We start from the raw sequence: 24,007 nt of genomic DNA, 5'->3' as shown, positions 1-24,007 counted from the left end.
CCTGAACATGGCCCCCGCTTCCTTCGAACTGCCCGCCGCGCGGGCCCGCGCGATCTGGCTGCGCGCGCAGCGGCTGGATACGCCCACGCCCTTCGGCGCGGGCCCCGAGGCGGTGGGCCGGGCCATCGAGCATCTCGGCTACGTGCAGATCGACACCATCAACGTGATCGAACGCTGCCACCATCACATCCTGTATTCCCGCATTCCCGGCTATCGCCGCGCCGACCTCGAACAGGCGCAGTCGGCGGACAAGAGCGTGTTCGAGTACTGGACCCACGCGCTGGCCTACGTGCCCACGGCCGACTACCGGCAGTTCGTCGCCGCCATGGACGCGCGCCGCGCCCGGCCCGGCCCCTGGATCTCCGGCGTGGACGACGCCGACTACGCGGCGCTGCTGCGGCGCATCCGCGACGAAGGCGCGCTGTCCATCCGCGATATCGACGAAGCCCTGATCGAGAAGACCCACCCCTGGGGCAGCCGCAAGCCGTCCAAGCGCGCGCTGCGGCTGGGATTCTTCGTGGGCGACCTCACGGTCAGCAAGCGCACGGGCATGCTCAAGACCTACGAGCTGTCCAGGCGCCACTTCGGCTGGGCGCGCCGCCCCCGGCCGGTGGCCGAGGCGAAGTACGCCGAATACCTGCTGCGGCGGGCGCTGCGCTCGCAGGGCGTGGTCGGGCTGGATTCGATCTGCTACGGCGATGCCGGCGCCAAGCCCGCGGTGCGCGCCCTGATCGAGTCCCGGGTGAAGAAGAAGGAACTGGTGCCCGTGCACATCGCGGGGCAGGCCAAGACCCAGCACTGGATCGAACCGGCCGGGCTGGACACGCCGGCGGCCCCGGCCGCCGCCACGCACATCCTGTCGCCGTTCGATCCGCTGATCATCCAGCGCAAGCGGCTACACGCCTTCTTCGGCTACGAACATCGCTTCGAGGCCTACGTGCCGCCCGAGAAGCGCGTGCTGGGATATTTCGCGCTGCCGGTGCTGGTGGGCGACCAGGTCGTGGCCGCGCTGGACCTGAAGATGGACCGCCAGGCCGGCCGCCTGCTGATGCAGAAATGGACCTGGATCGCCGCCAAACGGCCGGCGTGGAAGACGGCCATCGACGAGGCGCTGCACGGGTTCGAGCGGTTCCAGCGGGGGTGAGGAACACGCTGCCTGGACCGGGCGCCCGGCGCCGTCACTGCGCCAGCTTCACCTGCCCGCTGTCGATCATCGCGCCATAGCGCTTGGAAGCTTCCTGCACGACGTTGCGGAAATACGCGGGCGTGCTGCCTACCGGCTCGTAGCCCATGGACGCGAAGGATGCGCGCACGGACGGCGACTGGATGGTCTTGACCAGCACCGCGTTCAGCCGCTCCAGCACCGCGGGCGGTATGCCCGCCGGGGCGATGAATCCCACCCAGCCGTCGGTGGAGAAATCCATGCCGGCTTCCTTGAAGGTGGGCACGTCGGGGTAGGCCTCGACCCGCTTCTTCGACGCGACGGCCAACGCACGCACCTTCCCCGTGTCGACGAAGGTCTTCGCTCCCTGGCCAGCCAGCATGTAGTCGATCTGTCCGCCCGCCAGGTCCGCCAGCGCCCCGCTTTCGCCCTTGTAGGGCACGTGCACGGTCTGGATGCCGGCCAGGTTGGCGAAATAGACGTTGTTGAAGTGGAAGCTGGTGCCCGCGCCGGGCGTGCCGTAGTTCAACTGGCCCGGCCGGCTCTTGGCCAGGGCGATGAACTCCTTCAGGCCTCCGGACGGCAGGATCTTCTTGCTGGCGACCAGCACCATGAAGGTATCGACGGCGATGGTGACGGGCGCGAATTCCTTCAGCGGCTCGATACCGTAGCCGGGATCGGTCAACGGCAGGGTCACCATCGTGGCGGGCACGGCCAGCCCTATCGTATAGCCATCCTTGGGCGCCCGCCGCAGATAGTCCATGCCGATCTTGCCGCCCGCGCCGGGCTTGTTCTCGACGACCACCGGCTGGCCGAGTTCGCGCGCGGCGCCTTCGGAGATCGTGCGCGCCACGGCGTCGGTCAACCCGCCCGGCGCGTAGGGCACGACGATGGTGATCGGCCGGGAGGGCCAGTCCGCCCTTGCCGGACCGGCGGCGGCCAGGGCAAGCGCGGCCACGAGCATGGCTGTGCGTATCATTTGTGCGTCTCCTTCCTTCGCGTCCGGCTTCGTTGCCGGCTTCGCGTCCATGGACCGGGATTCTTGGTGACGAGGCCGCCGGTTGACGACAGCTACCCGGTGCCGTTCCGGCATGCGGATCTGGCATGATTCCATGCGCGGACCGGGCATGGTCGCGCGTTGTGTAGCCGGAGCCTTCATGGCCATCATTCCCGATATGCGGACATCCTCTCCCGGCAAGACCCGACAGGCCGGCGCCGACGGCCGGCGCGGCGACTTCATGACCTCGCTGGCCAAGGGGCTCGAAATCCTGGCCGCTTTCGAGGTCGGCCATCCCCTGGGCAACCAGGAACTGGTGGCCATCACCGGCCTGCCCAAAACCACGGTGTCGCGCATTACCGGCACGCTGGCGTCGCTAGGCTACCTGCGCCTGGACGAGCAGAGCCGCAAATATTCCATGGGCGCCCGGGTACTGGGGCTGGGCGCCAGCGTACAACGCCACATCGGCCTGCTGCGCACGGCCCGCCCCCACATGCAGCGCCTGGCGGACGAACTCGACATCGCGGTGATCCTGGGCGCACGCGACCGCACGGGCCTGGTTTTCCTGGAAGTGATCCATCCGCCGCGCAATGCGCTGACGATCAATACCGACTCCGGCTCGGTGGTGCCCATCGAGCGCACGTCCATCGGGCTGGCGTACCTGGTGGCCGCCCCCGTGCCCGAGCGGGTGCACATGCTGCAGGCGCTGCGCGACGCGCATCCCGACGACTGGGAAGACATACGCGGCGTGGTCGAGCGGGCCCACAAGGATTACCGCGAGCGCGGCTTCGTGGTGTCCCAGCGCGGCCGAGGCGGACTGATCAGCGGCGTGGGCGTGCCGATGGTGCTGGGCCAGAGCGGCGTTTTCTCCTTCGCCTGCGTGGGGCCTTCGATCCAGTTGTCCGAAGTGCGCCTGGTCCAGGTGCTGGGGCCGCGCCTGGTGGAAACGGTGGCCGTCATCGGCCAGGCCATGCGCGCGGCGGGGCCCGAGCGCGGGTAGGCCGAGCCCGCCCGATCCGGATTGCGGAACGCGCCCGCAGCGGCGGTTTCCCCCGTCCCGGGCGCTACCTAGAGTTCGAAGCGTACCGATTCCCCCCACGAGCGCTTCGATGAACAGACTCCGCCTACCCGATCACGCCGTCAGCGGCGACTCCGATACCACCGTGTTCCTGCTGCACGGCGCCTACGGCTCCAAGGACTATTTCCGGGACCTGACCGCCACCCTGGTGCAGGCCGGTTATCGCGTCGTGGCCTGGGACGCGCCGGGCTACGGCCTGAGCCCGCTACCCGCGAACGGACTGTCGATCGAGCACCTGGCCGAAGCCGCGGCCCACCTGATCGAACATGCCGGCAGCCGGCGCAACGTCGTCATGGGACACAGCATGGGCGGCATCACCGCGCCGCTCGTCACCCGCCTGGCGGGCGACCGCGTGCACGGGCTGGTGATCTCCGCCACGCTGGGCTCCTTCGCCCGCAAGTCGGCCGAGGACAAGGTGACCTTCCTGAAGGAGCGCATCGATCCGCTCAAGCGCGGCGTGCCCTTCCGCACCGCCGCCGAGTCCGTGGTGCGCTCGATGTTCGCGCCCGGCTCGGCCGGGCCGCTGGTGGACCAGGTGCGCGAGGTCGCCCTGTCGATGTCGGCCGACACCTTCTGCGCGGCCATCGAAGCCATCGTGAACTACGACGGCCTGCAGACGATGCGCGAGGTCAGCGTGCCGGCGCTGCTGATCGCCGGCGCGCAGGACAAGGTCGGCCGGCCCGACGGCATGCGCGAGCTTACCGCCGTCATTCCCGATGCCCGCTTCGTCTGCATCGAGGGCGCCGGCCACTACTCCTTCGCCGAGCAGCCCGAGGCCTTCAACGCCGCGCTGCTGTCCTTCCTGGCCGGCCTGCCGCAGCGCGCCGCCGCCTGAATGCTCCCCCTTCACGACCGATTCCCGCCATGACCATCCAGACCCTGCCCAGCGGCGTAATGTCCACGCTGCAGCCCTCCGACCATCCGTTCCTGAACGGCCCGTTCCGGCCCATGTTCAACGAGTACATCGCCGACACCGACAGCCTCCGGGTCATTGGCGAGATCCCGCGCGACCTGGACGGCATCTTCATCCGCAACACGCACAACCAGATCCACCAGCCGCTGGGCATGTTCCACCCTTTCGACGGCGACGGCATGCTGCATGCGGTGCACTTCCACGACGGCCGCGCCACCTACCGCAACCGCTTCGTGCAGACCACCGGCTTCCTGGCCGAGCAGGCGGCCCGCCGCTCGCTGTGGGCGGGCCTGCTGGAGCCTGAAAAAGCGTCCCGCCGCGGGTCCGGCGCCATGGGGGCGATGAAGGACAACGCCGGCACCGACATCATCTGCCACGCGGGGCTGCTGCTGGCCACCATGTCGCAGGGCAGCGAACCCTGGCGCCTGGATCCCATCACGCTGGACACGCTGGGCCCGGACACCAACTGGGCGCGCAAGATCCCGGACGGCATCAGTTCGCACTACAAGGTCGATCCGGAAACGGGCGAGATGATGTTCTTCAACTATCCCGAGCACTGGCCGTACATGCACTACGGCGTCATCGACCGGAACAACCGGCTGGTGCACTACGTGCCGGTGGAGCTGCCGGGCGCCCGCTGGCCGCATGACCTGGGCATCACCAGGAACTATTCCATCCTGCACGACACGCCGCATTTCTTCGATCCCGAACTGCTCAGGCGCGGGCAGCACAAGATGACCTTCCATCCCGAGATGCCCGCCCGCTTCGGCGTGATCCCGCGCCATGGCGACGGCTCGCAGGTGCGGTGGTTCGAGGCCAAGGCCTGCCACATCCTGCACCTGGCCAACTGCTACGAGGACGGCGACGAGATCGTGATGGACGGCTGCATCATGCCCGAACCCAAGCTGCACCCGGTGGGCGCGACCGACGGCAAGGACATCTACGCCCGGATCAAGGCGCGGCTGGACAAGCACAACAACCCGACCATGATGCACCGCTGGCGCTTCAACCTGCGCACCGGCGCGACCACCGAACAATACCTGGACGACGAGATCACCGAGTTCCCGGCCGTCAGCAACGACTACGTGGGCCGGCCCTACCGCTACAGCTACAACGTGCTCTACCAGCCGGGCGAGTGGCTGTTCCGCGGCCTGAAACGCTTCGACCTGCACACCGGGGCCGTACAGCGCTACGAGTACGGCCCCGGCCGCTACGGCAGCGAACCCCAGGTGGCGCGGCGCCTGGGCGCGCGCGACGAGGACGACGGCTACGTCACCGTTCTTGTCACCGACATGAACCAGGACCGCTCCGAATGCCTGGTGCTGGACGCCCGCGACATCTCGCGCGGGCCGCTGGCCACCATCGTGCTGCCGGAACGCATTCCCATCGGCACCCACGCCTGCTGGGTGGAAGGCGACCGCATTCCCGGCGAACATCGCGATCCGGCGGCCTGGGCATGACGCCGGCCGATCTGGTCCTGCTGCCGGGGCTGAACAACACGGCGGCCGTATTCGATGACGTGAAGGCGGCCCTGCCGGACACCCTGCGCGCGCACTGCCCGGACCTGCCCGCGCTGGAGACGGTGGAGGAGCTGGCCGATCAGGTGTTGCGCGAAGCGCCCGCGCGCTTCTGGCTGGGCGGCTTCTCGTTCGGGGGGTATGTCGCGATGGCGGTGCTCGACCGGGCTCCCGAACGGATCCAGGGTATCGCGCTGATCTGCTCGGGCCCCGCGGCCGATACGCCGGCCCAGGCCGCCAAGCGGCGGGAAGCCATCGCCGGTGCCCGCCAGGGCGGCTACCTGGAGACGGCCGCCGCCTCCACCGCCCCGTTCCATCCGGACAGCCTGGCGCGTCCCGAACTGATGGCACGGCGCCGGGCCATCGTGCGGGCCTACGGCGCGCAACGCTACATCGCGCATTGCCTGGCCTGCATCGCCAGGCCGGATCGCACTGGGCTGCTCGACGGCCGCCGTCCAACCCTGCTGGTGACCACCACGCACGACCGGGTCGTGGCGCCGGAGAACCTGCAGCGGCTGGCGGCCGCCGTGCCGGGCAGCAGGCTGGAGACGGTGGCGGGGGCCGGCCACCTGTTGCCGCTGGAGCAACCCGCCGCGCTGGCCGCCGTGCTGGCGCGATGGATCGCGCATGGAGACGCATCGTGACGCCGCTTCCCCTGCAAGGACTGCGCGTCTTCGACCTGAGCCAGGGCGTGGCCGGTCCCTATTGCACCATGCTGCTGGCCGCTCAGGGCGCCGACGTAGTGAAGGTCGAGCCTTTCGAGGGCGACTGGATACGCTCGGGCCGCAACCAGCATCGCGGACACACGCCTGCCTCCATCACGGTCAATCTCGGCAAGCGCAGCATCGCGCTCGATCTCAAGCATCCGGACGGCCCCGGGACGGCGCGCCGCATCGCCGCCGGCTGCGACATCGTGATCGAAAGCTTTCGCCCCGGGGTGGCCGCGCGGCTGGGCCTGGACGATGCCGCGCTGCGGACGGACCGGCCGGACCTGGTCTACGCCTCGGTCTCCGGCTTCGGCCAGGACGGGCCGCTGAGCCGGCGCGGCGTGGTCGACCAGATCATGCAGGCATTCTGCGGCTGGATGACCCTGAATGCCGATGCAGCGGGCCAGCCCCAGCGCACGCGCAATGTCGTCCTGGCCGACCAGGTCACCGGACTCTACGCATACCAGGCCATCAGCGGCGCCCTGATCGGCAGGCTGCGGCACGGCACCGGCGCGCGCCTGGACATTTCGCTAATGGGAGCGATGGCGGCCTTCCTCGCGCCGCGGCTGGTCGCCGCCGGTACGGGCGGCGGCGAAGCCGGCCAGGTCTATTTCGCCGCGCCGACGGGCGAGTACCCCACGCGCGCCGGCACGCTGATGCTGGCGGCCCGCAAGCCCGCGGAGTTCCAGCGCTTCTGCGAAGCCATCGGCCGTTCCGACCTGCACACGGACGCACGCTTCGCCACGCAAGAAGCACGCAACCGCCATGCCACCGAACTGGACCGCGAGATCGCCGCCAGCCTGTCCACGCGCACCGCCGACGAATGGGAGACCCTGCTGAACGAACGCGGCGTCATGGCCAGCGTGGTGCGCAGCGTCGGCCAGTTCATGGCCTCGGAACAGATGCGGTTTGCCGGGCTAGTGGAAACCGTGGACGTGGCGGGCGTAGGCGAGTGCCCGCTGGTCCGGCTACCCGGGGCGCCCGCCTGGTCGGCACGAACCCATGCGCCCGCCGTACCCGCGATCGGGCAGCACGGCGTCGACATCCTGCGCGAGGCCGGCCTGGCCGAACGCGACATACAACGGCTGGCCGACGCTCGATGCGTGCGCCTGCCCTCCACGGAAGAAGTGCCATCCCATGTCTCGTGAACTCCTGCGCGGCCTGCGCCTGCCCATCGTCTCGGCCCCCATGTTCCTGCTGTCCGGCCCGGAGCTCGTGCTTGCCGCGTGCAAGGCAGGCATCGTGGGCGCATTCCCCACACCCAACGCGCGTCCGATCGACGTGCTGGACCAATGGATGCACACCATCACCGAGGGCCTGGAAGCGGCCCGCGCCGCCGATCCGGACGCGCGGCTCGGCCCCTGGGCAGCGAACCTGGTCACCCACTCCTCGAACTCCCGGTTACCCGAGGACCTGGCGCTGGTCGCCCGCTACCAGCCCCCAATCGTCATCACCGCGCTAGGCAGTCCACGGCCCGCCATCGACATCGTCCATGGCTACGGCGGCATCGTACTGGCCGACGTGATCGACCTGCGGCTGGCCCGCAAGGCGATCGCTGCGGGGGCTGACGGACTGGCCTGCGTCAGCGCCGGGGCCGGCGGCCATACCGGCAGCCTGTCGCCATTCGCGTTCATCAGCGCGGTGCGGCAGTTCTTCGACGGCATCATCGCCGTCGGTGGAGGTATCGCCGACGGCTGGGGCGCGGCCGGCGCGATCGCCGCCGGGGCCGATCTGGTCTACATGGGCACTCGCTTCCTGGCGACACGGGAAAGCCGGGCCGCGGCGGCCTACAAACAGATGGTGGTCGAGTGCGACACCGAACAGCTGATCGTCAGCAGCGGCATCACGGGCACGCCGGCGAGCTGGCTCAAGCCGTCGCTCGCGGCCAACGGCATCGACCCGGATGCGCTCGCCGCCAGCAGCAGCCGGCACTACGACAGCAATACCCCCTTCGCGAAGAAGCGGTGGCTGGATGTGTGGGCGGCGGGCCAAGGGCTGGGCGTGATAGGGGACGTGCCGGACGTGGCGGAACTGGTGGACCGGCTGGAGCGGGAGTACCGCCAGGCGGGCGAGCGGTTCGATGCCTTACGCAGCACTGCCTCCCGCTTCGCCACCGCTACGGCATAGACCGTGGACGGCGCGTCAACCGGCCCGCATCACCTGCGCCATCGCGTCCCGCAGCCGCAGCAGCTGCGGATGATCCGCGCTGCCGGCGCGATAGACCAGCGCCGTCGGCACCGCCTGGGGCATGCTCTCGACGCGTACCCGCGCAACGCGGCGGATGCGTTCTTCGGCATGCATCATCGTTTCCGGAACGGCTGAGACACCGACTCCGGCGGCGACCAGTTGTATGGTGGTCGCGGGATGGTTGGAGGTGACCGCCGGCTCCGGCACGGCCACGCCGGCCCGCAGGAAATTGCCTTCGAGCGCCTGGCGCGCCAGGAATGAGGAATCCGGCAGGATCCAGGGCATGTCGAGCAGTTCCTTCCATGTCACGACCCGCTTCCTGGCCAGCGGACTCCCCGTCGGCGCAATGACGACGTACTTGTGCTCCAGGTAGTGTTCGTACACCAGACGGCTGGAGCGGTGGGCGGAAAAGACGGCCTGGTTGTAGGATGTCAGCAGCGCGTCGAGTTCGCCTTCGACCAGTCGCTCGAACAGCCGGGGGACCGGATCTTCCCGCAGGCGCACGACGACGCGTTCGTTGTCGGTCCGCAGTCTCGCCAGAATGGCGGGCAGCATGCCCGCGCCGACCGCCGAGGGCGCGCCCAGGTGCAGGACCATTGCCGGCTCCTGCCGCGACAGGCGCGTCACCTCGTTCAGGTGTCCCAGTTCGGCAAGCAGGACCGCGGCGCCGTTCAGCACCGCCTGCCCCGCCGGGGTGGGCACCAGTCCGCGCGCGCCGCGCCGGAAGATCGGAAAGCCGAAGGCGTCCTCGATTTCCTTCAGTGCCTTGCTCAGGGCCGGCTGCGTCAGGTGCAGCCGGGCGGCCGCCTTGCCGATCGTGCCCGTGCGCCGCAGCTCCAGCAACATCGACAGGTGGCGAAAGCGCACGCGTGCCACGAGCCTGTCCAGGATTTCGGACGATTGCATGGGCATTCCATAATGTTATGGGTACATGAGAATACATCACTATTTATTTTGCCCCGGCGCCCCTATTCTTGCCGGATGCGCCACGGACGACGTCCCGTTGCGCGCCCATGAAGAACGCATCTGGAGACGCGTCAATGAAGCTCATTACCCTTGCCGCCGTGGCGGTCTCGCTCGCCTGCCGGGTGTTCGCGGCCGACGCCGCGGAATTTCCCCGGGCCGGCAAGCCCGTCCGCATAGTCGTCGGGCTGGCCGCGGGCGGCCCCACCGATACCCAGGCACGCGTGGTCGCGCTGCACTTGCAGAAGGAATTGGGTGTCCCCGTGGTCGTGGAGAACCGGCCCGGCGCAAGCATGATGATGGCGCCGTCCGAAGTGGCGCGTGCCGCGCCCGACGGCCACACGATCCTGTATTCGCCGTCCGGTCCCTTCACGCAAAGCCCCCATACCAACGAGAAGCTGGCCTACGACCCGTTCAAGGACTTCACGCCGATATCGCTGGGTTCCCTGGGGCCGCTGGTGCTCGTCGTCCACGAGTCCGTGCCGGCGAAGAACCTGAAGGAGCTGGTCGCCTATGCGCGGGCCCATCCGGGCAAGCTCAACTATGCATCGTTCGGCGCCGGGACTTCCTCGCACCTGTTCGGCCAGCTCATGGCCAGGCAGTATGGACTCGACATGGTCCATGTCCCCTACAAGGGCGCGGCGGACGTGCAGAAGGATTTGCTGACGGGCCGGATACAGATCATGTTCGCCGCCGCGGGCGGCGCCGTCCAGTTCGTCCATAGCGGCGGCGTGCGCATGCTGGGTGTCGCGGCCCCGCAGCGGTCGGGGCTGCTGCCGGACGTACCCACGCTGGCCGAGCAAGGCGCCAAGGGCCTGGATATCGATGGCTGGGTGGGATTCTTCGGTCCCGCCGGCATGCCACCCGCCGCCACGAAGCGGCTCAACGCGGCGCTGGTCAGGGTATTGGCGCTGCCCACGGTCAAGCAGGAATTCGCCAAGAGCGCCTACGAGGCCGCCTCGTCATCCCCGGAAGAATTCGCCGCCATGGTCAGGACCTCCTACGACCAATGGGGCAAGGTGGTCCGCGCGCTGGGACCAGGCAACCCATGATGGCCGTGGACGACCTGACCCGGCGGCTGAAGGCCGATCTCGAGCGGTATGCCGGCTTCGGCGACATGATATCGGGCGGGGCGGGAGATCTCGCCGCGGCCGATTGGATAGCCGCGCGGATGACAGACATGGGCTACGCGGTGGCGCGGCAAGCGTTCGACATCCCCTGCTTCGACCCCGCCGAATGCACGCTCACGGCCGGCGGATTCACCGCAACGCTGCATGCCCAGCCGCCGGTCACCCCCACTTCGCCTGCCGGCCTTACCGCGCCGCTCGCGGTCGTCCGATCGCCCCATGACGCCGGCGACGCCAGGGGCCGCATCGCACTCATCGTGCTGCCTCATGGGCGGCATGCTTCCATGCAGTCGCCAGCGGTCCAGCCGCTCGCGCAAGCCGCCGCCGCGGCCGGCGCGGTGGCGCTGGTCATCGTTCCCGTCGGGCCGACCGGCCGGATCATGGGCCTGAACTGCAACCTGGAAGAACCCACCGCGCCGCTGCCGGTGGGCGTACTGGCTCCGGCCGAGCTGGAGCCGTTCCTGGCTGCCGCCCGCGACGCGACGCCGGCGACGCTGGTGCTTCACGGCCGCGGGGCCATGCGCCCTACCTGCAATGTGCACGGCGTACTCGACCGCGGCCCGCGCTGGGTGGCGCTGTCGACACCCCGCACGGGATGGTTCGGCTGCGTCAGCGAACGGGGCACCGGCACGGCCGCGTTCCTCGCATTGGCCGAATGGGTGGCAGGACGGTTTCCGGCGCACTCCGTCTTCTTCATGAACAGCGGCGCGCACGAATACCATTTCGCCGGCGCGCACCGGGCCATGCGGTTCGCGCCGCCACCCGGCGACACCGACGTCTGGGTCCATCTGGGCGCCTCGCTCGCCACGCGCGGCCACGTCGAATTCCGGGGCCTGCAACGCATGCTGCGCTCGGCCGATTCGAACCGCATCCTCATGACGTCCGACCGGTTCCGGGACGCCGCGTCCGAGGCCTTCGCGGGCCTGAGCGGACTGGAATGCCCCGCGCCGGTGCTGGGCGGCATCAGCGAACTGGCCACGATACTCTCGCGAGGCTACGAAGGCTTCGCCGTGCTGGGCATGCCCCGCGCCTTCCATACGCGGGAAGACACCCTGGACACCGTGGATGCCGACCTGTTGGCGCCCGTGGTCCGCGCACACATGGCGCTCATGGAAGCCGCCGTACGGTCGCCGCGGCAGGCCTTGAACGAGGCAAGCCCATGAAGCTCCGGCGTTTTGACCAGAATCCCATCATTACCCGCGCCCTGGACCCATCCCTCGGCAATAACATCGACGGTCCCTCGTTGATCCGGGTACCCGACTGGGTCCCCGATCCGCTCGGCCGCTATTACCTTTACTTTGCCCATCACCAAGGCAGCTTCATTCGCCTTGCCTACGCCGACGACCTGCGCGGACCGTGGAAGATCCATGCGCCCGGCGTGTTGAACGTGCAGGACTCCACCTGCACGGACCACGTCGCGTCGCCGGACGTCCACGTGGATCACTCGCGGCGCCGGATCCGGATGTATTTCCATGGTGTCGCGTTCCCGTCGACCGGACCGACGGACGGCCACGAGCACCGCTTCGGCGAAGCCGGGCGCTGGATAGGCACGCAGCGCACCAAGCTCGCGCTTTCGCGCGACGGGCTGTCGTTCCAGGCACGCGACGAGGTGCTCGGCGCCTCGTATTTCCGGGTGTTCCAATGGGAGCACCGGACCTATGCGCTGGCCATGCCAGGCGTGTTCTACCGCTCGCGCGACGGCATCACGGGATTCGAACCAGGACCGATCCTGTTTCCCGCGTCCTTCCGGCATTGCGCGGTGCACGTGTCGGGGTCGCGCCTGCACGTCTTCTTCACGCGCGCGGGAGACTGTCCGGAAAGCATTCTTCACACGGCCATCGACCTGCGGCCCGATTGGCAAGCCTGGACTCCCGGTCCGATCACTACGGTCATGCGGCCCGAACGCGACTACGAAGGCGCCCACCTGCCCTGGCGCGCGTCCGAGCGGGGCCCGGTTTTCGAGCCGGTCGCGCAGTTGCGCGATCCCGCGATCTTCGTCGAGGACGGCCGGGCCTATCTCCTGTATGCCGCGGCCGGGGAACAGGCCATCGGCATGGCCCGCATCGACCTGCCCGGCTAGCCGCTGCGGTTCCGTTCGCCGGCGGCGCCTCGCCGCCGGTGCTCAGAGCGTCGCCGCGCTGCCCAATATCACCGTGCTCTGGCTGGACAAGGTTCCGCCGTTGCCGTGCGCGATGGCCGTCTCGCAGTTCGCGACCTGGCGCCGGCCCGCTTCGCCCCGCACCTGGCGCACGGCCTCCATCAGCACGAACACCCCGTACATGCCGGGATGGCAGTACGACAGGCCGCCTCCATTGGTGTTGACCGGCAGGCTGCCGCCCGGCGCGATGGCGCCGTCCGCCACGAAACGGCCGCCCTCGCCCTTGGGGCAGAAGCCCAGGTCTTCCAGGAACAGCAGGGTGGTGATGGTGAAGGCGTCGTACACCTGGACCGCGTCGATGTCGCGCGGCGCGAGGCCGGCCATGGCATAGGCCGCCGCGCCCGATCGCGCGGCGCCTGTGACCGTGAGGTCGGGCATGCTGGTGATGTGGTAGTGGCTGAGGTGTTCGCCCGTGCCCAGCACGTAGGCGGGCGGCTTGCGCAGCGTGGCCGCCCTTTCCGCCGAGGTCATGATGAGCGCGCCGCCGCCGTCGGTGACCAGGCAGCAGTCGCGCACGGTCAGGGGATGGCTGAGCATGCGCGCGCCCAGGACCTCGTCCACGGTCAGCGGAGTCTTCTCCCACGCGACGGGGTTGAGCAGGGCCCATTGCCGTGCAGCCACCGCGATCTGCGCGAGCTGTTCGCGCGTGGTGCCGTACTGGTGCATGTGGCGCGAGGCCGCCAGCGCATACGAACTGGCGGTGTAGATGGGCCGATAGGGCGCTTCGTAGGGATTGACGTCGGGCGCGGCCACGTTGCTGCGGCCGGCGCTGCGCTGGGTGCTGCCGTAGGCGATCAGCGCGACCTCGCACAGGCCGGCCTGGATCGCCAGCTGCGCGTGCGCCACCATGGACATGAAGCTGCATCCGCCTATGTTGGTGCCGTCGTGGTAGCGCGGCGCGATGCCCAGGTATTCGCACAGCGCCAGCGTGGGCATGCGGCTTTGCGAGGTGGTGGCGAACACGCCGTCCACGTCGCGCAGCGACAGGCCGCAGTCCCGCAGCGCGCGATGCGTGGCCTGGCCCATCAAGTCCAGCGGCGACAGGCCTTCGGCCACCTGCCCCAGGTCCGATTCGGCCACGCCGACGATGGCGCAGGCGCCGCGTTGCAGGGCGTTCATGCGGCCTCCGGAAGGAAGACAGGATAGGGCGGCTGGCCATCCGGCGGAGTGTGTACCTGGACACGCACGCGCAGGCCGATGCGCACGTCGTCGGCCGGGACGTCCTCGACCCGGCTCATCAGGCGAAAGCCCTCGTCCATGTCGACCAGCACGACGTTGTAGGGCGTCTGGTCGCGCGGGCTGATGACGGTGACCGCATGCACGGTGCCCAGGCCCGCGCTGACCCGCCAGGCCAGGTCGGGATTGCCGGTGCCGGGCCCGATGACCCGTGGCGGGAACACCGCGCGGCCGCAGGCCGGATCGTACTGATAGGCCAGCTCGCCGCGGGCGAGGTGATCGCGGAAGGCCGCCAGCGGCGACAGGGAAAGGCGTTCTTGGTCCATGGTTTCCGTGAGGGTTGGTTGCCGCTTCAGACGATGCCGTCGCGGCGCAAGGCCGCGATTTCCTGGTCGCTGCAATCGGCCAGTTCGCGCAGCACGGCGTCGGTGGAATCGCCCAGCACGGGCGGCGGCCGGTCGTAGGCCGGCGGCGTACCGCGCAGGCGCAGCGGGCTGGCGATGGTCGAAACGATGCCACCGTCGGCCTTGGGCATGTCCACGCGCAGCCCACGATGCCGGACCTGGGCGTCCTCGAACACCTGGGCATAATCGTTGATCGGCCCGCAGGGCACGCCGTGGGCTTCCAGCCGCGCGATCCATTCGTCGCGCGCACGGGTCAGCATGGTGCGGGCCAGCTCGGGCACCAGTTCCTGCCGGCCGACGATGCGGCCCGTGACTTTCTTCCAGCGTTCGCTGCCGGCCAGGTCGGGCCGTTCGATGGCGGCGCAGTATTGCTGCCACTGCTTGTCGTTGCCCACGGCCACCACGATCTCGCCGTCCGCCACCGCGAACACCTGGTAGGGCACGAGGCTGGCGTGCGCGTTGCCGTAGCGGTGCGGCACCTTGCCGTTGGCGAAGTAGCCGGTGACCTGGTTGCCGCCCAGCGCCACGATGCAGTCCAGCAGCGCCATGTCGATGTACTGGCCGCGATCCGACACGGTGCGGTGCTGCAGGGCGGACAGGATGGCGATGGTGGCGTACATGCCGGTCATCACATCGGCGATGGCGACGCCGACCTTCTGCGGGCCGCCGCCCGGCAACTGGTCATGCTCGCCGGTGATGCTCATCAGGCCGCCCTGCGCCTGGAACACGAAGTCGTAGCCCGGCTTGTGGGCGCTGGGGCCATCCTGCCCGTAGCCGGTGATGGAGCAATACACCAGGCGCGGGTTGATGCGCGACAGGCTGTCGTAGTCCAGCCCGTAGCGTTTCAGGTCGCCGATCTTGTAGTTCTCGACCACCACGTCGGACCGCGCCGCCAGCCGGCGCACCAGCGCCTGGCCCTCGGGCCGGGCGATGTCCACGGTGATGGATTTCTTGCCGCGGTTGGCGGCCGCGTAGTAGGTGGAGTCGCCGGTGTCCCCGCCGTGGGCGTCGCGCACCCACGGCGGCCCCCAGGCGCGGGTGTCGTCGCCGGTGCCGGGGCGCTCCACCTTGATGACCTCGGCGCCCATGTCGGCCAGGTTCTGCGTGCACCAGGGGCCGGCCAGGATGCGCGACAGGTCCAGGACGCGGAGGTGCGACAGCGCGCCGGTCTGGCCGCCCGTGGCGGCCTGTGTGGTTTCGGAAGACATGTCGGAATCAGTCGATCTTGATGTTGGCGTCGGCGATGACCTTGGACCACTTGCTGAGTTCGGCGTCGACGAACGCGGCGAACTCGGGCTGGGTCATGGTGCCGGGCTCGGCGCCCTGCGCCGCGAACTCCTTGCGCACGGTGGGGCTGGACAAGGCCTTGCGCACGTCGGCCGACAGCCGGTTGGCCAGCTCGGGCGACATGCGGCCCGGGCCGTACAGGCCGAACCACGCGGTGGCCTCGAAGCCCTTCACGCCCGCCTCGTCGAGGGTGGGCACGTCCGGCAGCGCGGGCGAACGCTTGAGCGAAGTCACGCCCAGGGCCCGCAGGCGGCCCGACTTGATGTGCTGGATCACGCCCGGCACCGAGTCGAACATCACCGGGATCTGGCCGCCCAGGAGGTCGTTCAGCGCCGGCGCCGCGCCCTTGTAGGGGATGTGCGTCATCTGGATGCCGGTCATGGACTTGAACAGTTCGCCCGACAGGTGGTTGGCGCCGCCGGTGCCGGCCGAACCGAAATCCACCTTGCCGGGATGCTGCCTGGCGTAGGCGATCAGTTCCTGCACCGTGCGCGCCGGAAAGGCATGGTTCACCACCAGCACGTTGGGCACGGCCGCGACCTGGGCGATGGGGGTGAAGTCGGTGCGCGTGTTGTAGCGCAGGTTCTTGTACAGGCCGGGGTTGATGACGTGGTGCGTGGCCGTCAGCATCAGCGTGTAGCCGTCGGGCTGCATGGCCGCCAGTTGTTCCGAGAAGATGGTGCCGCTGGCGCCGGCGCGGTTCTCCACCACGACCGGCTGGCCCCAGTTCTTCTGCAGCTCGGCCGCCAGTTGGCGGGCCAGGATGTCGGTGGTGCCGCCCGGGGGAAACGGCACGACGAGCCTGACCGGCTGGGAGGGAAAATTCTGGGCGTGAGCCAGGGCGGGCAGGGCCAGGCCCGCCGCGCCGGCCAGCACGGCCAGGGCACGCTGGATGCGCATCGTCATGTCGTCTCCTTTCTTCTATCTATCGTGCGCGCGTGCTCAGGCCGCGCCCAGTTCGTGCGGGAACTCGACCATGGCCTCGCCCGCCGCGACGATTTCGCCGCGCTGGTTCGCCACCTGCACCGTCAGCGTGGCCCAGCGGCTCTTCTTCGTGGCCTGCACGGCCGATACCGTGGCGGTGGGCGTGATGGTGTCGCCCGGCTTGACCGGGATCTTCCAGCGCGTCTCGAGCCGGCGCTGCATGCCGCCCAGCGGATAGAGCCAGTCGGTCAGCATCTTCGTGATGACGCCGAAGTTGTTCATGCCGTGCATGATGATTCCGCCGAAATTGGTCCGGCCGAAATCGCCCTTCATGTATTCGTCGTCCCAGTGCAGCGGGTTGTAGTCCAGCGAAGCCTCGCAGAAATCGCGGATGGTTTCGCGGGTGGGGGAGAAAGGCGTGCCCTCGATCGTCAGGCCGGGCTTCAGGGTGTCGAATGCGTTGCTCATGATTGACCTCAGAACGGGCGGATGGTCCAGCCGCGGCCGGAGCAGATGACTTCGTCGCGCTGGTTGAAGAACACGTTGTCGTGCACCACGAACAGGCGGTTCTTCTTGATGACCTTGTCCAGCGCGCGCGCCTCGAGGCGGATGACGTCGCCCGGCCGGGCCGGCAGGTTGTAGCTCCACGACTGGCCGGCGTTGACCGTGCCGGGGCTGCGCATCCAGTCGTCGGTGGGAGTGCACGCGAACATCAGCAGGATGTGGATGGCCGGCGGGGCGATCAGGCCCTTGTAGGGGCTCTTGCGCGCATACTCCTCGTCGAAGTAGAGCGGATGCATGTCGCCGACCACGCGGCAGTATTTCTGGATGGCCTCCAGCGTGAGCGTGTAGGGCAGGGTCTTGCGCGGTTCGCCGGGAACGATGTCATCCCAGGTCTTGCGCAACTGCTCGTCTTTCCAGAAGTCGGTTTCGAAGCTTGTCTCGGTTGTCATGGAAGTCCATTGAGAGGTGTTGACCTGCGGCCTGGATCTGCTAGAATGACCGCTTAGCGGATATAAGTAACCGCTCTATGACCATTATTTGGATTCCGGCCTGCGCTGTCAAGGCCGTGGAGGACCCATGGCGACCCCAGAAAGCGAATCGTTCGTCCGCACCTTTGCCCGCGGCCTGGCCGTGATCGAGGCCATGGGCTACGGCTCGTATCGGAAGAACCTGGCGGAAATCGCCGAAGAGGTGGACCTGCCGCGCACCGCGGTGCGGCGCTTCCTGCTGACCCTGATCGAACTCGGCTTCGTGCAGACCGACGGCAAGCGCTACTGGCTGACGCCGCGCGTGCTGCGGCTGGGCCTGTCCTACCTGAACAGCCTGCCCTACTGGCGCCAGGCCCAGCTCAGCCTGGAAGAACTGTGCGGGCGCATCAAGCAGTCGTGCGCGCTGTCGGTGCTCGACGGCGAACACATCGTCTACATCCAGCGCCAGCACTCCAAGCGCATCCTGACCATGAGCCCGTCGCTGGGCAGCCGCCTGCCCGCGCATGCGGTGTCGATGGGACGCATCCTGCTGGCAGGCCTGCCGGACGAGGCGCTGGAGCAGTATCTGCGGACCACCCCGTTCAAGCGGCTGACCGGCGCCACCGTGGTCGATCCCGATACGCTGCGCGAGCGCATCCTGGCGGCGCGCAAGCAGGGCTACGTCTGGATAGACGGCGAACTGGACGAAGCCATCTGCGGCCTGGCCGTGCCGGTGCGCGACCAGGAGGGCAACACCATCGCCGCGATCAACGTCAGCCTGCCGACCGGACAGGTCACGCAGGAAGAGGCCTTGAAGCTGTACCTGGCCGAACTGCGGCAGGCCGCCTCGCAAATCCGCGCGGCCACGATGTAGGGCGCCATGCCGGCGGGCGCGGGCCGGCGCCCGCCTCCGCCGGATGCGGATTCAGGTCCGCGCCACGCTCCACGACGGCCGCTCGTTCAGCGTCGCGACGTCGAAGCCCGCCAATTGCCGGTACGACTGCTCCACCCGCTCCAGCTCGGCCGCCGCCGAGGCATGGTCGCTGGCCCGCGCCAGCGTGCTGACCCGCTTCATCACGTCGCCCGCCATGCTGCGGTTGGCCCGCTGCACGGCGGCCACGGCCTCGCGGCGCGCCTGCTCGTAGGCCGACAGCGCCGCCTCGGGGCCGGGCTGCGTGGCCAGGTGATAGGCCAGGACCCGCGCGTCGATGATGGCCTGCGATGCGCCGTTGGAACCGAAGGGATACATGGCGTGGGCCGCGTCGCCCAGCAGCGTGGCCGGGCCGGCGGTCCAGCGCGGCAGGGGATCGATGTCCGCCATCGGATACTCGTAGGCCGCGTCCGACCGGCGCACCAGCGCCGGGATGTCCAGCCAATCGAAATTCCAGTGGGCGACATGGGCGGCCACCGCATCGGGGGAGACGGGGCGGTTCCAGTTGCCGAGCTCGCCCGCGGCCCCCGGCTCGGTGGGCCGCACCATCAGCCAGTTCAGCACGCCCGGGCCGATGGGATAGACCACGCAGCGCAGATGCTCGTCGCCCACGATCACCATCGAGCGGCCGCCGCGGAAGGCCGGCCCCGGCGCCGCGCCGCGGAACATGGTCCAGCCGTTGGTGGCCAGCGGCGCGCCGTCGCCATGCAGCGCGGCGCGCACGGCCGAGCGGATGCCATCGGCGCCGACCAGCACGTCGGCGTCATGGACAGCCGTGCCACCCGAGGCGTCCACCGCCGTCACCCGCACGCCTGGGGCCCCGACGGCCACGTCCTGCACGCGCTGTCCGGTCACGACCGCCCCCGGCCCCAGGCGCTCGATCACCGCGGCCAGCAGCAATTCCTGCAGCTTGCCCCGGTGCACCGAATACTGCGGCCACCGGTAGCCGGCCTCCAGGCCCCGCGCCTCGGCGTTGATCAGCCGGCCGCCGCTGTCCACGTAGGCCAGCTCGGACGTGGGGATGCCGAAGGACGCCAGCCGCTCGCCCAACCCCAGTTCGTCCAGTTCGCGCACGGCGTGCGGCGGCAGGTTGATGCCCACGCCCAATTGCTGGATCCGCCGCGCGGCCTCCAGCACCGTCACGTCGGCGATGCCCGCCGCATGCAGGCTGAGCGCGGCGGTCAGCCCGCCTATGCCCGCGCCCGCGATCACGATCTTCATGATTGATCTCTGTTTTCCAAACACCGCGTGATCAGGGCTGGCGCATCAGCTTGGCATGCTCGACCAGCTTGCGTTCCGAGACGTAGTAGCTGGCGGCGAACTTGCCGTAGTCGGCCGGCGGGCTGAACCAGTAGGTCTGCCCCAGCTTCTCCAGCAGCTTGGCGTACTCGGGATCGTCCACCGCCGCCTTGAAGGCGGCCGCCAGTTTCCGCACCACTTCCGGCGGCATGCCCTTGGGCCCGATCAATCCATAGGGCGCGGAATTGGCGATGTCGTAGCCCAGGCTGCGGGCGGTGGGCAGGTCCGACAGCAGCGGCGTCGGCTCGGCATCGAACGACATCAGCAGCCGCAGCGCGCCCGATTGCACGTGCGGCAGCAGGCTGCCCACGGCGTCCACCGCCGCCACGGTCTGGCCGCCCAGCAGGCTGACGGCGGCCTCGCTGCTGCTCTTGTAGCCGACGTGGGTCAGCTCGGCGCCGGCGGCGGCGGCGAAGGCCTCGGTCAGCAGGTGCATGCTGGTGCCTGCGCCGGCGGTCGCCACCGACACCTTGCCCGGGTTGGCCTTGGCGTACCGCACCAGGTCGGCCGCGGTCCGATATGGCGAATCCGCCTTCACCGCCAGCACGAAGGTATAGCCGCCCAGCCCCGCGATCCAGGTGAAGTCGCGGATCGGATCCCAGTCCACCTTCTGCATGTACGGGACGCGGAACATGCCAGCCGTGGCCGAGGCGATGGTGTAGCCGTCGGGCTTGTCCTGCCTGGCCATGGTGGAGGCAGCCAGCGTGGCGCCGACCCCCGGCTTGTTCTCGACGATGATGGGCTGGCCGAGCTGGCGCGCCGCCAGTTCGGCCAGCTTGCGGAAGGTCAGATCGGTGGGGCCGCCCGGGCCGAAGCCGACCAGCAGGCGTATGGGTCGGCTCGGGTAGTCCTGCTGGGCGGCCGCGGCCGGCTGGGGCGCGGCGGGCAGCAGCAGGGCCAGGGCGAGCGCCCAGGTTCCGCGGAAAAAGCGTTTCATCGATGGTCTCCTTTATTGTCCGCTTAGCGGTTATTAATAACCGCTTATCGACCATAGTGCGGCAAAGGAAGAAACCGTGTCAAGAAATGGCGGTGGCGCCCGATCGTCCACCGGCGGGTGGGCCCGAGTCCGAATCCATTTAAGTGTACGTATAACTGTACTTATTATTAATTCCTTAAAAATCAGTATCTTATAAATTATATTGATTTGATATTTACGTATTGATATAGTCGCTCCACGTTTTCATGACATGGACCCCAGCGGTCCGCACATCGTTCAGGGGCCCTCTCATGCGTTGCCTTCGCCGTCTTGCCCTCGCCGCCGCCACCGCGGCCTGTCTGCTGCCCTGGGCGGCCCACGCCCAGGGCGAGGCCTGGCCCAGCCGCCCCTTGACCTTGATCGTCTCGTCGGGCCCGGGCGCGGGGGTCGACACCTTCGCCCGCGTCCTGGCCGAGCGCCTGCAGCCGCGCCTGGGCCAGAGCGTCATCGTCGAGAACCGGCCCGGCGCCTCCGGCATGATCGCGGCGCGCCAGGCCGCACGGTCCGCGCCCGACGGCTACACGCTGTTCCTGATGCCCAACACGCTGGTCATCGCGCCCTACGTGCTGGCGCAGAACGCCGCCACGGTCAGCGTCACGAAGGAACTGGCGCCGGTGGTGATGCCGGTCTCGACCATGATGGTCATGGCCGTCAACGGCAAGTTCGCCGACAGCCACGGCATCAAGACGGTGAAGGACTTCATCGCGGTGGCGAAGAAGGATCCCGGCTTTGCCTACTCCGGCGGCGACAACGGTTCGCCGATGAACGTGATGGGCGAACAGTTCCGCAAAGAATCCGGGCTGGAGCTGACCAGCGTGCCGTACGGCGGCGTGGCCAAGATGGTGACGGCGCTGCTGGGCGGGCAGGTCAACATGGCCTGGATGCCCACCTCGGGCAACACCCAGTACTTCCGCGACGGCCTGCTGCGCGCGCTGGCCACGTCCTCGCCCCGGCGCTCGCCGCAGATGCCGGACGTGCCGGCCATGGCCGAGCTGGGCTATCGCGACGTGCGGGCCACCGCCTGGTTCGGCATCCTGGCGCCGCTGGGCACGCCGGCGCCCGTCATCGCCCGGCTCAACCAGGACATCAACGCCGTGCTGAAGGATCCGGCCATGCGCGCCCGGCTGGACCAGCTCGGCTACGAGCCGGAAGGCGGGCCGCCCGAGGCGCTGACCCGGCAGATGCGCGAGGACGACGAACGCTATCGCCGCCTGACCGCCGAACTGAAGATCCGCGCAAACTGATTGTGATTGCCCGCAGCAAGGAGTCCCCGTTGTCCGCGCCGCCCCTGAAACTCAGCATGACCTGCGGTCCCTACGACCGCGCCCAGGCCCTGATCGACGGCACCGTGCGTGCGCGGGGCATCGAACTCGACATCACCGTCAACGACGACGACGTCAGCCGCCAGTCGCAAAGCGCGCGCGGCATGTTCGACGTCGCGGAATTCTTCACCGGCACCTACATCGCCGACCTGCCGCGCCGCACCCTGGGCTTCACCGCGCTGCCGATCTTCGTCAAGCGCATGTTCCGGCACTCGTACATCTACATCAACCGGCGCAGCGGCATCGCCAAGCCGTCGGACCTGAACGGGCGCCGCGTGGGCGTGCAGACCTGGGCCACCAGCGCCGCGCTGTGGGCCAAGGGCATCCTGGAGGAAGACTACGGCGTCGACCTGTCGTCCATCACCTGGGTGGCCTGGCAGCCGGTGCGGCTGCCGGACTGGACGCCGCCGCCGTGGCTGAAGATGGAGATCGCGCCGGCCGGGTCCTCGCAGTACGACCTCCTGGCCTCGGGCGCGATCGACGCGGGCATCACCACCGAAGTGTGGGCGCCCAACGTCCATCCCGACATCGACTTCCTGTTCCCCGACCACGGCGCCGAGGAACGCGCCTATTTCGCCCGCACGCGCTGCTTTCCCATCATGCACACGCTGCTGGTGCGCACGGCCATCCTCGAGGCCCATCCGTGGGCCGCGCAAAGCCTGTACGACGCCTGGGAGGCATCCAAGCAGGCCTGCTACCGCAAGCAGGAGGAATGGGCGCGCATCCACACCACCTCGCTGTGGTATCGCGCGCTATGGGAAGAGGAACGCCGCGCGGCGGGGCCCGACATCTACCCGTGGGGCTTTGCCAGGACCCGCCACGAAGTGGACCGGATGCTGGTCTACGCCCACAGGCAGGGCCTGACGCCGCGCAAGTACGAGCCGGAAGAAATGTTCTGGCCGTCGATGCTGCAAACCTGAGGCCCGCGCCTCAGTCCGCCGTGATGCCGGCGCTGCGGACGATGGGCGCATAGGTGTCCAGGTCGCGCTTGACCACCTTGGCCAGCGTCGCCGGCGGCCCGCCGACCAGGATCTGGCTGGCGCCTTCCAGCCGCTGCTTCACGTCGGGCAGGGCCAGGATCGCATTGATCTCGCGGTTGAGCTTGTCGACGATGGGTGCCGGCGTGCCGCGCGGCGCGAACAGCCCCGTCCATACGCCGACCACCATGCGCGGATAGCCCTGCTCGCGCAGCGGCACGATCTCGGGCGCCGACGCCAGGCGTTCCTCGTCCAGGCCGCCCAGCACGGTCAGCGCGCCGGCCTTCACGTGCTGCGCGACGTTGCCGTAGGGCACGAAGATCAGGTCCACGTGTCCGCCCAGCGTGTCGTTCAGCGCCGGCGCCAGTCCCTTGTACGACACGAAGGACATGTCGATGCCGGCCATCTGCTTGAGCATTTCGCCGGCCACGTGCTGCGGCGAGCCGTTGGCCGAACCGGTGTAGGTCAGGCCGGGATGAGCCTTGGCATAGGTGACCAGCTCGGGCAGGTTCTTCACGCCCAGGCGCGGATGCGCCGCCAGCACCATCAGCGTCTTGGCCGGCAGGATCACCGGCGCGAAGTCGGCCTGCACGTCGAAGCTCACGACCCCCTTGGGCAGCACCAGCGGCGACAGCACGAAGGTATTGGGCGTCATCATCAGCGTATGGCCATCGGGCGCCGCGCGGGCCACGTGCGCGGCGCCGATGGTGCCGCTCGCGCCGGGGCGGTTCTCGACCACGACGGTCTGGCCCAGGCGCTGGCCCAGCTTGTCGCCGATCACGCGGGCCAGCATGTCCGGGCTGCCTCCGGGCGGGAAGGGAACGACGATGGTGATGGGCCGCGACGGATAGTCGGCGTCGGCCCCATGGGCGGCCGCCATCGGCAGGCAGGCGGCACAGGACAGCAGGAGTGCGGCAAGGGTCTTCATACG

General features: G+C 69.0%; 24 protein-coding genes. 13 read left to right on the top strand and 11 right to left on the bottom strand.

Translation table 11 applies throughout. The annotated features are described in order from the left end of the window. Positions 1 to 7: 7 nt before the first annotated feature. Positions 8 to 1,144: a winged helix-turn-helix domain-containing protein gene (locus EGT29_RS28305; RefSeq protein WP_124692138.1), complete on the top strand. Its 1,137-nt coding sequence runs from the start codon at positions 8 to 10 to the stop codon at positions 1,142 to 1,144. Positions 1,145 to 1,178: 34 nt separating this feature from the next. On the opposite strand, the gene EGT29_RS28300 is transcribed toward EGT29_RS28305, so the two are convergent. After that, a complete protein-coding gene (locus EGT29_RS28300) occupies positions 1,179 to 2,141 on the bottom strand; it encodes a tripartite tricarboxylate transporter substrate binding protein (RefSeq protein ID WP_124692137.1) in 963 nt (320 codons plus the stop codon). A gap of 178 nt (positions 2,142 to 2,319) precedes the next feature. Here EGT29_RS28300 and EGT29_RS28295 point away from each other — a divergent pair, with 178 nt between their 5' ends. The 6 genes from EGT29_RS28295 to EGT29_RS28270 all read left to right on the top strand — a co-directional run bounded on the left by EGT29_RS28295 (position 2,320) and on the right by EGT29_RS28270 (position 8,501). Continuing rightward, complete coding sequence (locus EGT29_RS28295) at positions 2,320 to 3,159, top strand: IclR family transcriptional regulator (RefSeq protein WP_161568027.1); 840 nt, start codon at positions 2,320 to 2,322, stop codon at positions 3,157 to 3,159. Between the two features lie 109 nt (positions 3,160 to 3,268). Next, a complete protein-coding gene (locus EGT29_RS28290; protein ID WP_124692135.1) occupies positions 3,269 to 4,072 on the top strand; it encodes an alpha/beta fold hydrolase in 804 nt (267 codons plus the stop codon). 29 nt (positions 4,073 to 4,101) lie between these two features. Further along, positions 4,102 to 5,610, top strand: a complete 1,509-nt coding sequence (locus EGT29_RS28285; protein WP_124692134.1) for a carotenoid oxygenase family protein — start codon at positions 4,102 to 4,104, stop codon at positions 5,608 to 5,610. Continuing rightward, a complete protein-coding gene (locus EGT29_RS28280; protein ID WP_124692133.1) occupies positions 5,607 to 6,311 on the top strand; it encodes an alpha/beta fold hydrolase in 705 nt (234 codons plus the stop codon). Before EGT29_RS28285 ends, EGT29_RS28280 begins: the two co-directional genes overlap by 4 nt. Then, positions 6,308 to 7,522, top strand: coding sequence for a CaiB/BaiF CoA-transferase family protein (locus tag EGT29_RS28275; protein ID WP_161568026.1), 1,215 nt, complete (start codon positions 6,308 to 6,310; stop codon positions 7,520 to 7,522). Before EGT29_RS28280 ends, EGT29_RS28275 begins: the two co-directional genes overlap by 4 nt. Beyond that, a complete protein-coding gene (locus tag EGT29_RS28270; RefSeq protein ID WP_124692131.1) occupies positions 7,512 to 8,501 on the top strand; it encodes a nitronate monooxygenase family protein in 990 nt (329 codons plus the stop codon). The genes EGT29_RS28275 and EGT29_RS28270 overlap by 11 nt, the downstream gene beginning before the upstream one ends. A 15-nt stretch (positions 8,502 to 8,516) precedes the next feature. Here EGT29_RS28270 and EGT29_RS28265 read toward each other — a convergent pair whose 3' ends face one another. Continuing rightward, complete coding sequence (locus EGT29_RS28265; RefSeq protein ID WP_161568025.1) at positions 8,517 to 9,467, bottom strand: LysR family transcriptional regulator; 951 nt, start codon at positions 9,465 to 9,467, stop codon at positions 8,517 to 8,519. 134 nt (positions 9,468 to 9,601) lie between these two features. Here EGT29_RS28265 and EGT29_RS28260 point away from each other — a divergent pair, with 134 nt between their 5' ends. From EGT29_RS28260 to EGT29_RS28250, 3 genes are read left to right on the top strand one after another with little or no spacing between them, the layout of a single operon-like run. Continuing rightward, positions 9,602 to 10,576: a tripartite tricarboxylate transporter substrate binding protein gene (locus EGT29_RS28260; RefSeq protein WP_238160239.1), complete on the top strand. Its 975-nt coding sequence runs from the start codon at positions 9,602 to 9,604 to the stop codon at positions 10,574 to 10,576. Next, positions 10,573 to 11,814, top strand: coding sequence for a hypothetical protein (locus EGT29_RS28255; RefSeq protein ID WP_124692128.1), 1,242 nt, complete (start codon positions 10,573 to 10,575; stop codon positions 11,812 to 11,814). Before EGT29_RS28260 ends, EGT29_RS28255 begins: the two co-directional genes overlap by 4 nt. Further along, positions 11,811 to 12,731 (top strand): hypothetical protein, encoded by a 921-nt coding sequence (locus EGT29_RS28250; RefSeq protein ID WP_124692127.1) that lies wholly within the window; start codon positions 11,811 to 11,813, stop codon positions 12,729 to 12,731. Before EGT29_RS28255 ends, EGT29_RS28250 begins: the two co-directional genes overlap by 4 nt. 42 nt (positions 12,732 to 12,773) lie before the next feature. On the opposite strand, the gene EGT29_RS28245 is transcribed toward EGT29_RS28250, so the two are convergent. From EGT29_RS28245 to EGT29_RS28220, 6 genes are read right to left on the bottom strand one after another with little or no spacing between them, the layout of a single operon-like run. Further along, positions 12,774 to 13,928 carry an acetyl-CoA acetyltransferase gene (locus tag EGT29_RS28245; RefSeq protein WP_124692126.1) on the bottom strand — a complete coding sequence of 385 codons (1,155 nt, stop codon included), beginning with the start codon at positions 13,926 to 13,928 and terminating at the stop codon, positions 12,774 to 12,776. Then, entirely contained in the window at positions 13,925 to 14,311 is a 387-nt protein-coding gene (locus tag EGT29_RS28240) for a Zn-ribbon domain-containing OB-fold protein (protein ID WP_124692125.1), read from the bottom strand. The genes EGT29_RS28245 and EGT29_RS28240 overlap by 4 nt, the downstream gene beginning before the upstream one ends. Before the next feature lie 26 nt (positions 14,312 to 14,337). Next, positions 14,338 to 15,597 carry a CaiB/BaiF CoA-transferase family protein gene (locus EGT29_RS28235; RefSeq protein ID WP_124692124.1) on the bottom strand — a complete coding sequence of 420 codons (1,260 nt, stop codon included), beginning with the start codon at positions 15,595 to 15,597 and terminating at the stop codon, positions 14,338 to 14,340. Between the two features lie 7 nt (positions 15,598 to 15,604). After that, positions 15,605 to 16,582 (bottom strand): tripartite tricarboxylate transporter substrate binding protein, encoded by a 978-nt coding sequence (locus EGT29_RS28230; RefSeq protein WP_124692123.1) that lies wholly within the window; start codon positions 16,580 to 16,582, stop codon positions 15,605 to 15,607. A gap of 36 nt (positions 16,583 to 16,618) precedes the next feature. Continuing rightward, entirely contained in the window at positions 16,619 to 17,068 is a 450-nt protein-coding gene (locus tag EGT29_RS28225) for a MaoC family dehydratase (RefSeq protein WP_124692122.1), read from the bottom strand. A gap of 8 nt (positions 17,069 to 17,076) precedes the next feature. Next, positions 17,077 to 17,553 carry a MaoC family dehydratase gene (locus tag EGT29_RS28220; RefSeq protein ID WP_124692121.1) on the bottom strand — a complete coding sequence of 159 codons (477 nt, stop codon included), beginning with the start codon at positions 17,551 to 17,553 and terminating at the stop codon, positions 17,077 to 17,079. A gap of 127 nt (positions 17,554 to 17,680) precedes the next feature. Between EGT29_RS28220 and EGT29_RS28215 the strand changes: the two genes are divergently transcribed. After that, a complete protein-coding gene (locus EGT29_RS28215; protein WP_124692120.1) occupies positions 17,681 to 18,445 on the top strand; it encodes an IclR family transcriptional regulator C-terminal domain-containing protein in 765 nt (254 codons plus the stop codon). Positions 18,446 to 18,496: 51 nt separating this feature from the next. On the opposite strand, the gene EGT29_RS28210 is transcribed toward EGT29_RS28215, so the two are convergent. Together EGT29_RS28210 and EGT29_RS28205 are read right to left on the bottom strand one after the other, a co-directional pair. Beyond that, positions 18,497 to 19,723, bottom strand: a complete 1,227-nt coding sequence (locus tag EGT29_RS28210; RefSeq protein ID WP_124692119.1) for an FAD-dependent monooxygenase — start codon at positions 19,721 to 19,723, stop codon at positions 18,497 to 18,499. 31 nt (positions 19,724 to 19,754) lie between these two features. After that, positions 19,755 to 20,738, bottom strand: a complete 984-nt coding sequence (locus EGT29_RS28205; protein ID WP_124692118.1) for a tripartite tricarboxylate transporter substrate binding protein — start codon at positions 20,736 to 20,738, stop codon at positions 19,755 to 19,757. 290 nt (positions 20,739 to 21,028) lie between these two features. Here EGT29_RS28205 and EGT29_RS28200 point away from each other — a divergent pair, with 290 nt between their 5' ends. Together EGT29_RS28200 and EGT29_RS28195 are read left to right on the top strand one after the other, a co-directional pair. After that, a complete protein-coding gene (locus EGT29_RS28200; RefSeq protein ID WP_161568024.1) occupies positions 21,029 to 22,021 on the top strand; it encodes a tripartite tricarboxylate transporter substrate binding protein in 993 nt (330 codons plus the stop codon). A 29-nt stretch (positions 22,022 to 22,050) separates the two neighbouring features. Continuing rightward, entirely contained in the window at positions 22,051 to 23,019 is a 969-nt protein-coding gene (locus EGT29_RS28195) for an ABC transporter substrate-binding protein (RefSeq protein ID WP_124692116.1), read from the top strand. Between the two features lie 10 nt (positions 23,020 to 23,029). Here EGT29_RS28195 and EGT29_RS28190 read toward each other — a convergent pair whose 3' ends face one another. Beyond that, positions 23,030 to 24,004 (bottom strand): tripartite tricarboxylate transporter substrate binding protein, encoded by a 975-nt coding sequence (locus tag EGT29_RS28190; protein ID WP_161568023.1) that lies wholly within the window; start codon positions 24,002 to 24,004, stop codon positions 23,030 to 23,032. Between the last annotated feature and the right edge of the window lie 3 nt (positions 24,005 to 24,007).

Source organism: Pigmentiphaga sp. H8 (genome assembly GCF_003854895.1).
Classification (GTDB): Bacteria; Pseudomonadota; Gammaproteobacteria; order Burkholderiales; family Burkholderiaceae_B; genus Pigmentiphaga.
The sequence above is the reverse complement of the archived record's forward strand: the minus strand, read 5'-3'. Positions and strand labels throughout refer to the sequence as shown.

Bases quoted from the DNA above. Each gene is read 5' to 3' on its own strand.
- EGT29_RS28290 (WP_124692135.1), top strand. From the start codon at position 3,269: ATGAACAGACTCCGCCTACCCGATCACGCCGTCAGCGGCGACTCCGAT.
- EGT29_RS28225 (WP_124692122.1), bottom strand. From the start codon at position 17,068: ATGAGCAACGCATTCGACACCCTGAAGCCCGGCCTGACGATCGAGGGC.
- EGT29_RS28280 (WP_124692133.1), top strand. From the start codon at position 5,607: ATGACGCCGGCCGATCTGGTCCTGCTGCCGGGGCTGAACAACACGGCG.
- EGT29_RS28260 (WP_238160239.1), top strand. From the start codon at position 9,602: ATGAAGCTCATTACCCTTGCCGCCGTGGCGGTCTCGCTCGCCTGCCGG.
- EGT29_RS28270 (WP_124692131.1), top strand. From the start codon at position 7,512: ATGTCTCGTGAACTCCTGCGCGGCCTGCGCCTGCCCATCGTCTCGGCC.
- EGT29_RS28220 (WP_124692121.1), bottom strand. From the start codon at position 17,553: ATGACAACCGAGACAAGCTTCGAAACCGACTTCTGGAAAGACGAGCAG.
- EGT29_RS28250 (WP_124692127.1), top strand. From the start codon at position 11,811: ATGAAGCTCCGGCGTTTTGACCAGAATCCCATCATTACCCGCGCCCTG.
- EGT29_RS28295 (WP_161568027.1), top strand. From the start codon at position 2,320: ATGGCCATCATTCCCGATATGCGGACATCCTCTCCCGGCAAGACCCGA.
- EGT29_RS28305 (WP_124692138.1), top strand. From the start codon at position 8: ATGGCCCCCGCTTCCTTCGAACTGCCCGCCGCGCGGGCCCGCGCGATC.
- EGT29_RS28230 (WP_124692123.1), bottom strand. From the start codon at position 16,582: ATGACGATGCGCATCCAGCGTGCCCTGGCCGTGCTGGCCGGCGCGGCG.
- EGT29_RS28240 (WP_124692125.1), bottom strand. From the start codon at position 14,311: ATGGACCAAGAACGCCTTTCCCTGTCGCCGCTGGCGGCCTTCCGCGAT.
- EGT29_RS28205 (WP_124692118.1), bottom strand. From the start codon at position 20,738: ATGAAACGCTTTTTCCGCGGAACCTGGGCGCTCGCCCTGGCCCTGCTG.
- EGT29_RS28200 (WP_161568024.1), top strand. From the start codon at position 21,029: ATGCGTTGCCTTCGCCGTCTTGCCCTCGCCGCCGCCACCGCGGCCTGT.
- EGT29_RS28235 (WP_124692124.1), bottom strand. From the start codon at position 15,597: ATGTCTTCCGAAACCACACAGGCCGCCACGGGCGGCCAGACCGGCGCG.
- EGT29_RS28265 (WP_161568025.1), bottom strand. From the start codon at position 9,467: ATGCAATCGTCCGAAATCCTGGACAGGCTCGTGGCACGCGTGCGCTTT.
- EGT29_RS28285 (WP_124692134.1), top strand. From the start codon at position 4,102: ATGACCATCCAGACCCTGCCCAGCGGCGTAATGTCCACGCTGCAGCCC.
- EGT29_RS28245 (WP_124692126.1), bottom strand. From the start codon at position 13,928: ATGAACGCCCTGCAACGCGGCGCCTGCGCCATCGTCGGCGTGGCCGAA.
- EGT29_RS28300 (WP_124692137.1), bottom strand. From the start codon at position 2,141: ATGATACGCACAGCCATGCTCGTGGCCGCGCTTGCCCTGGCCGCCGCC.
- EGT29_RS28210 (WP_124692119.1), bottom strand. From the start codon at position 19,723: ATGAAGATCGTGATCGCGGGCGCGGGCATAGGCGGGCTGACCGCCGCG.
- EGT29_RS28255 (WP_124692128.1), top strand. From the start codon at position 10,573: ATGATGGCCGTGGACGACCTGACCCGGCGGCTGAAGGCCGATCTCGAG.
- EGT29_RS28215 (WP_124692120.1), top strand. From the start codon at position 17,681: ATGGCGACCCCAGAAAGCGAATCGTTCGTCCGCACCTTTGCCCGCGGC.
- EGT29_RS28190 (WP_161568023.1), bottom strand. From the start codon at position 24,004: ATGAAGACCCTTGCCGCACTCCTGCTGTCCTGTGCCGCCTGCCTGCCG.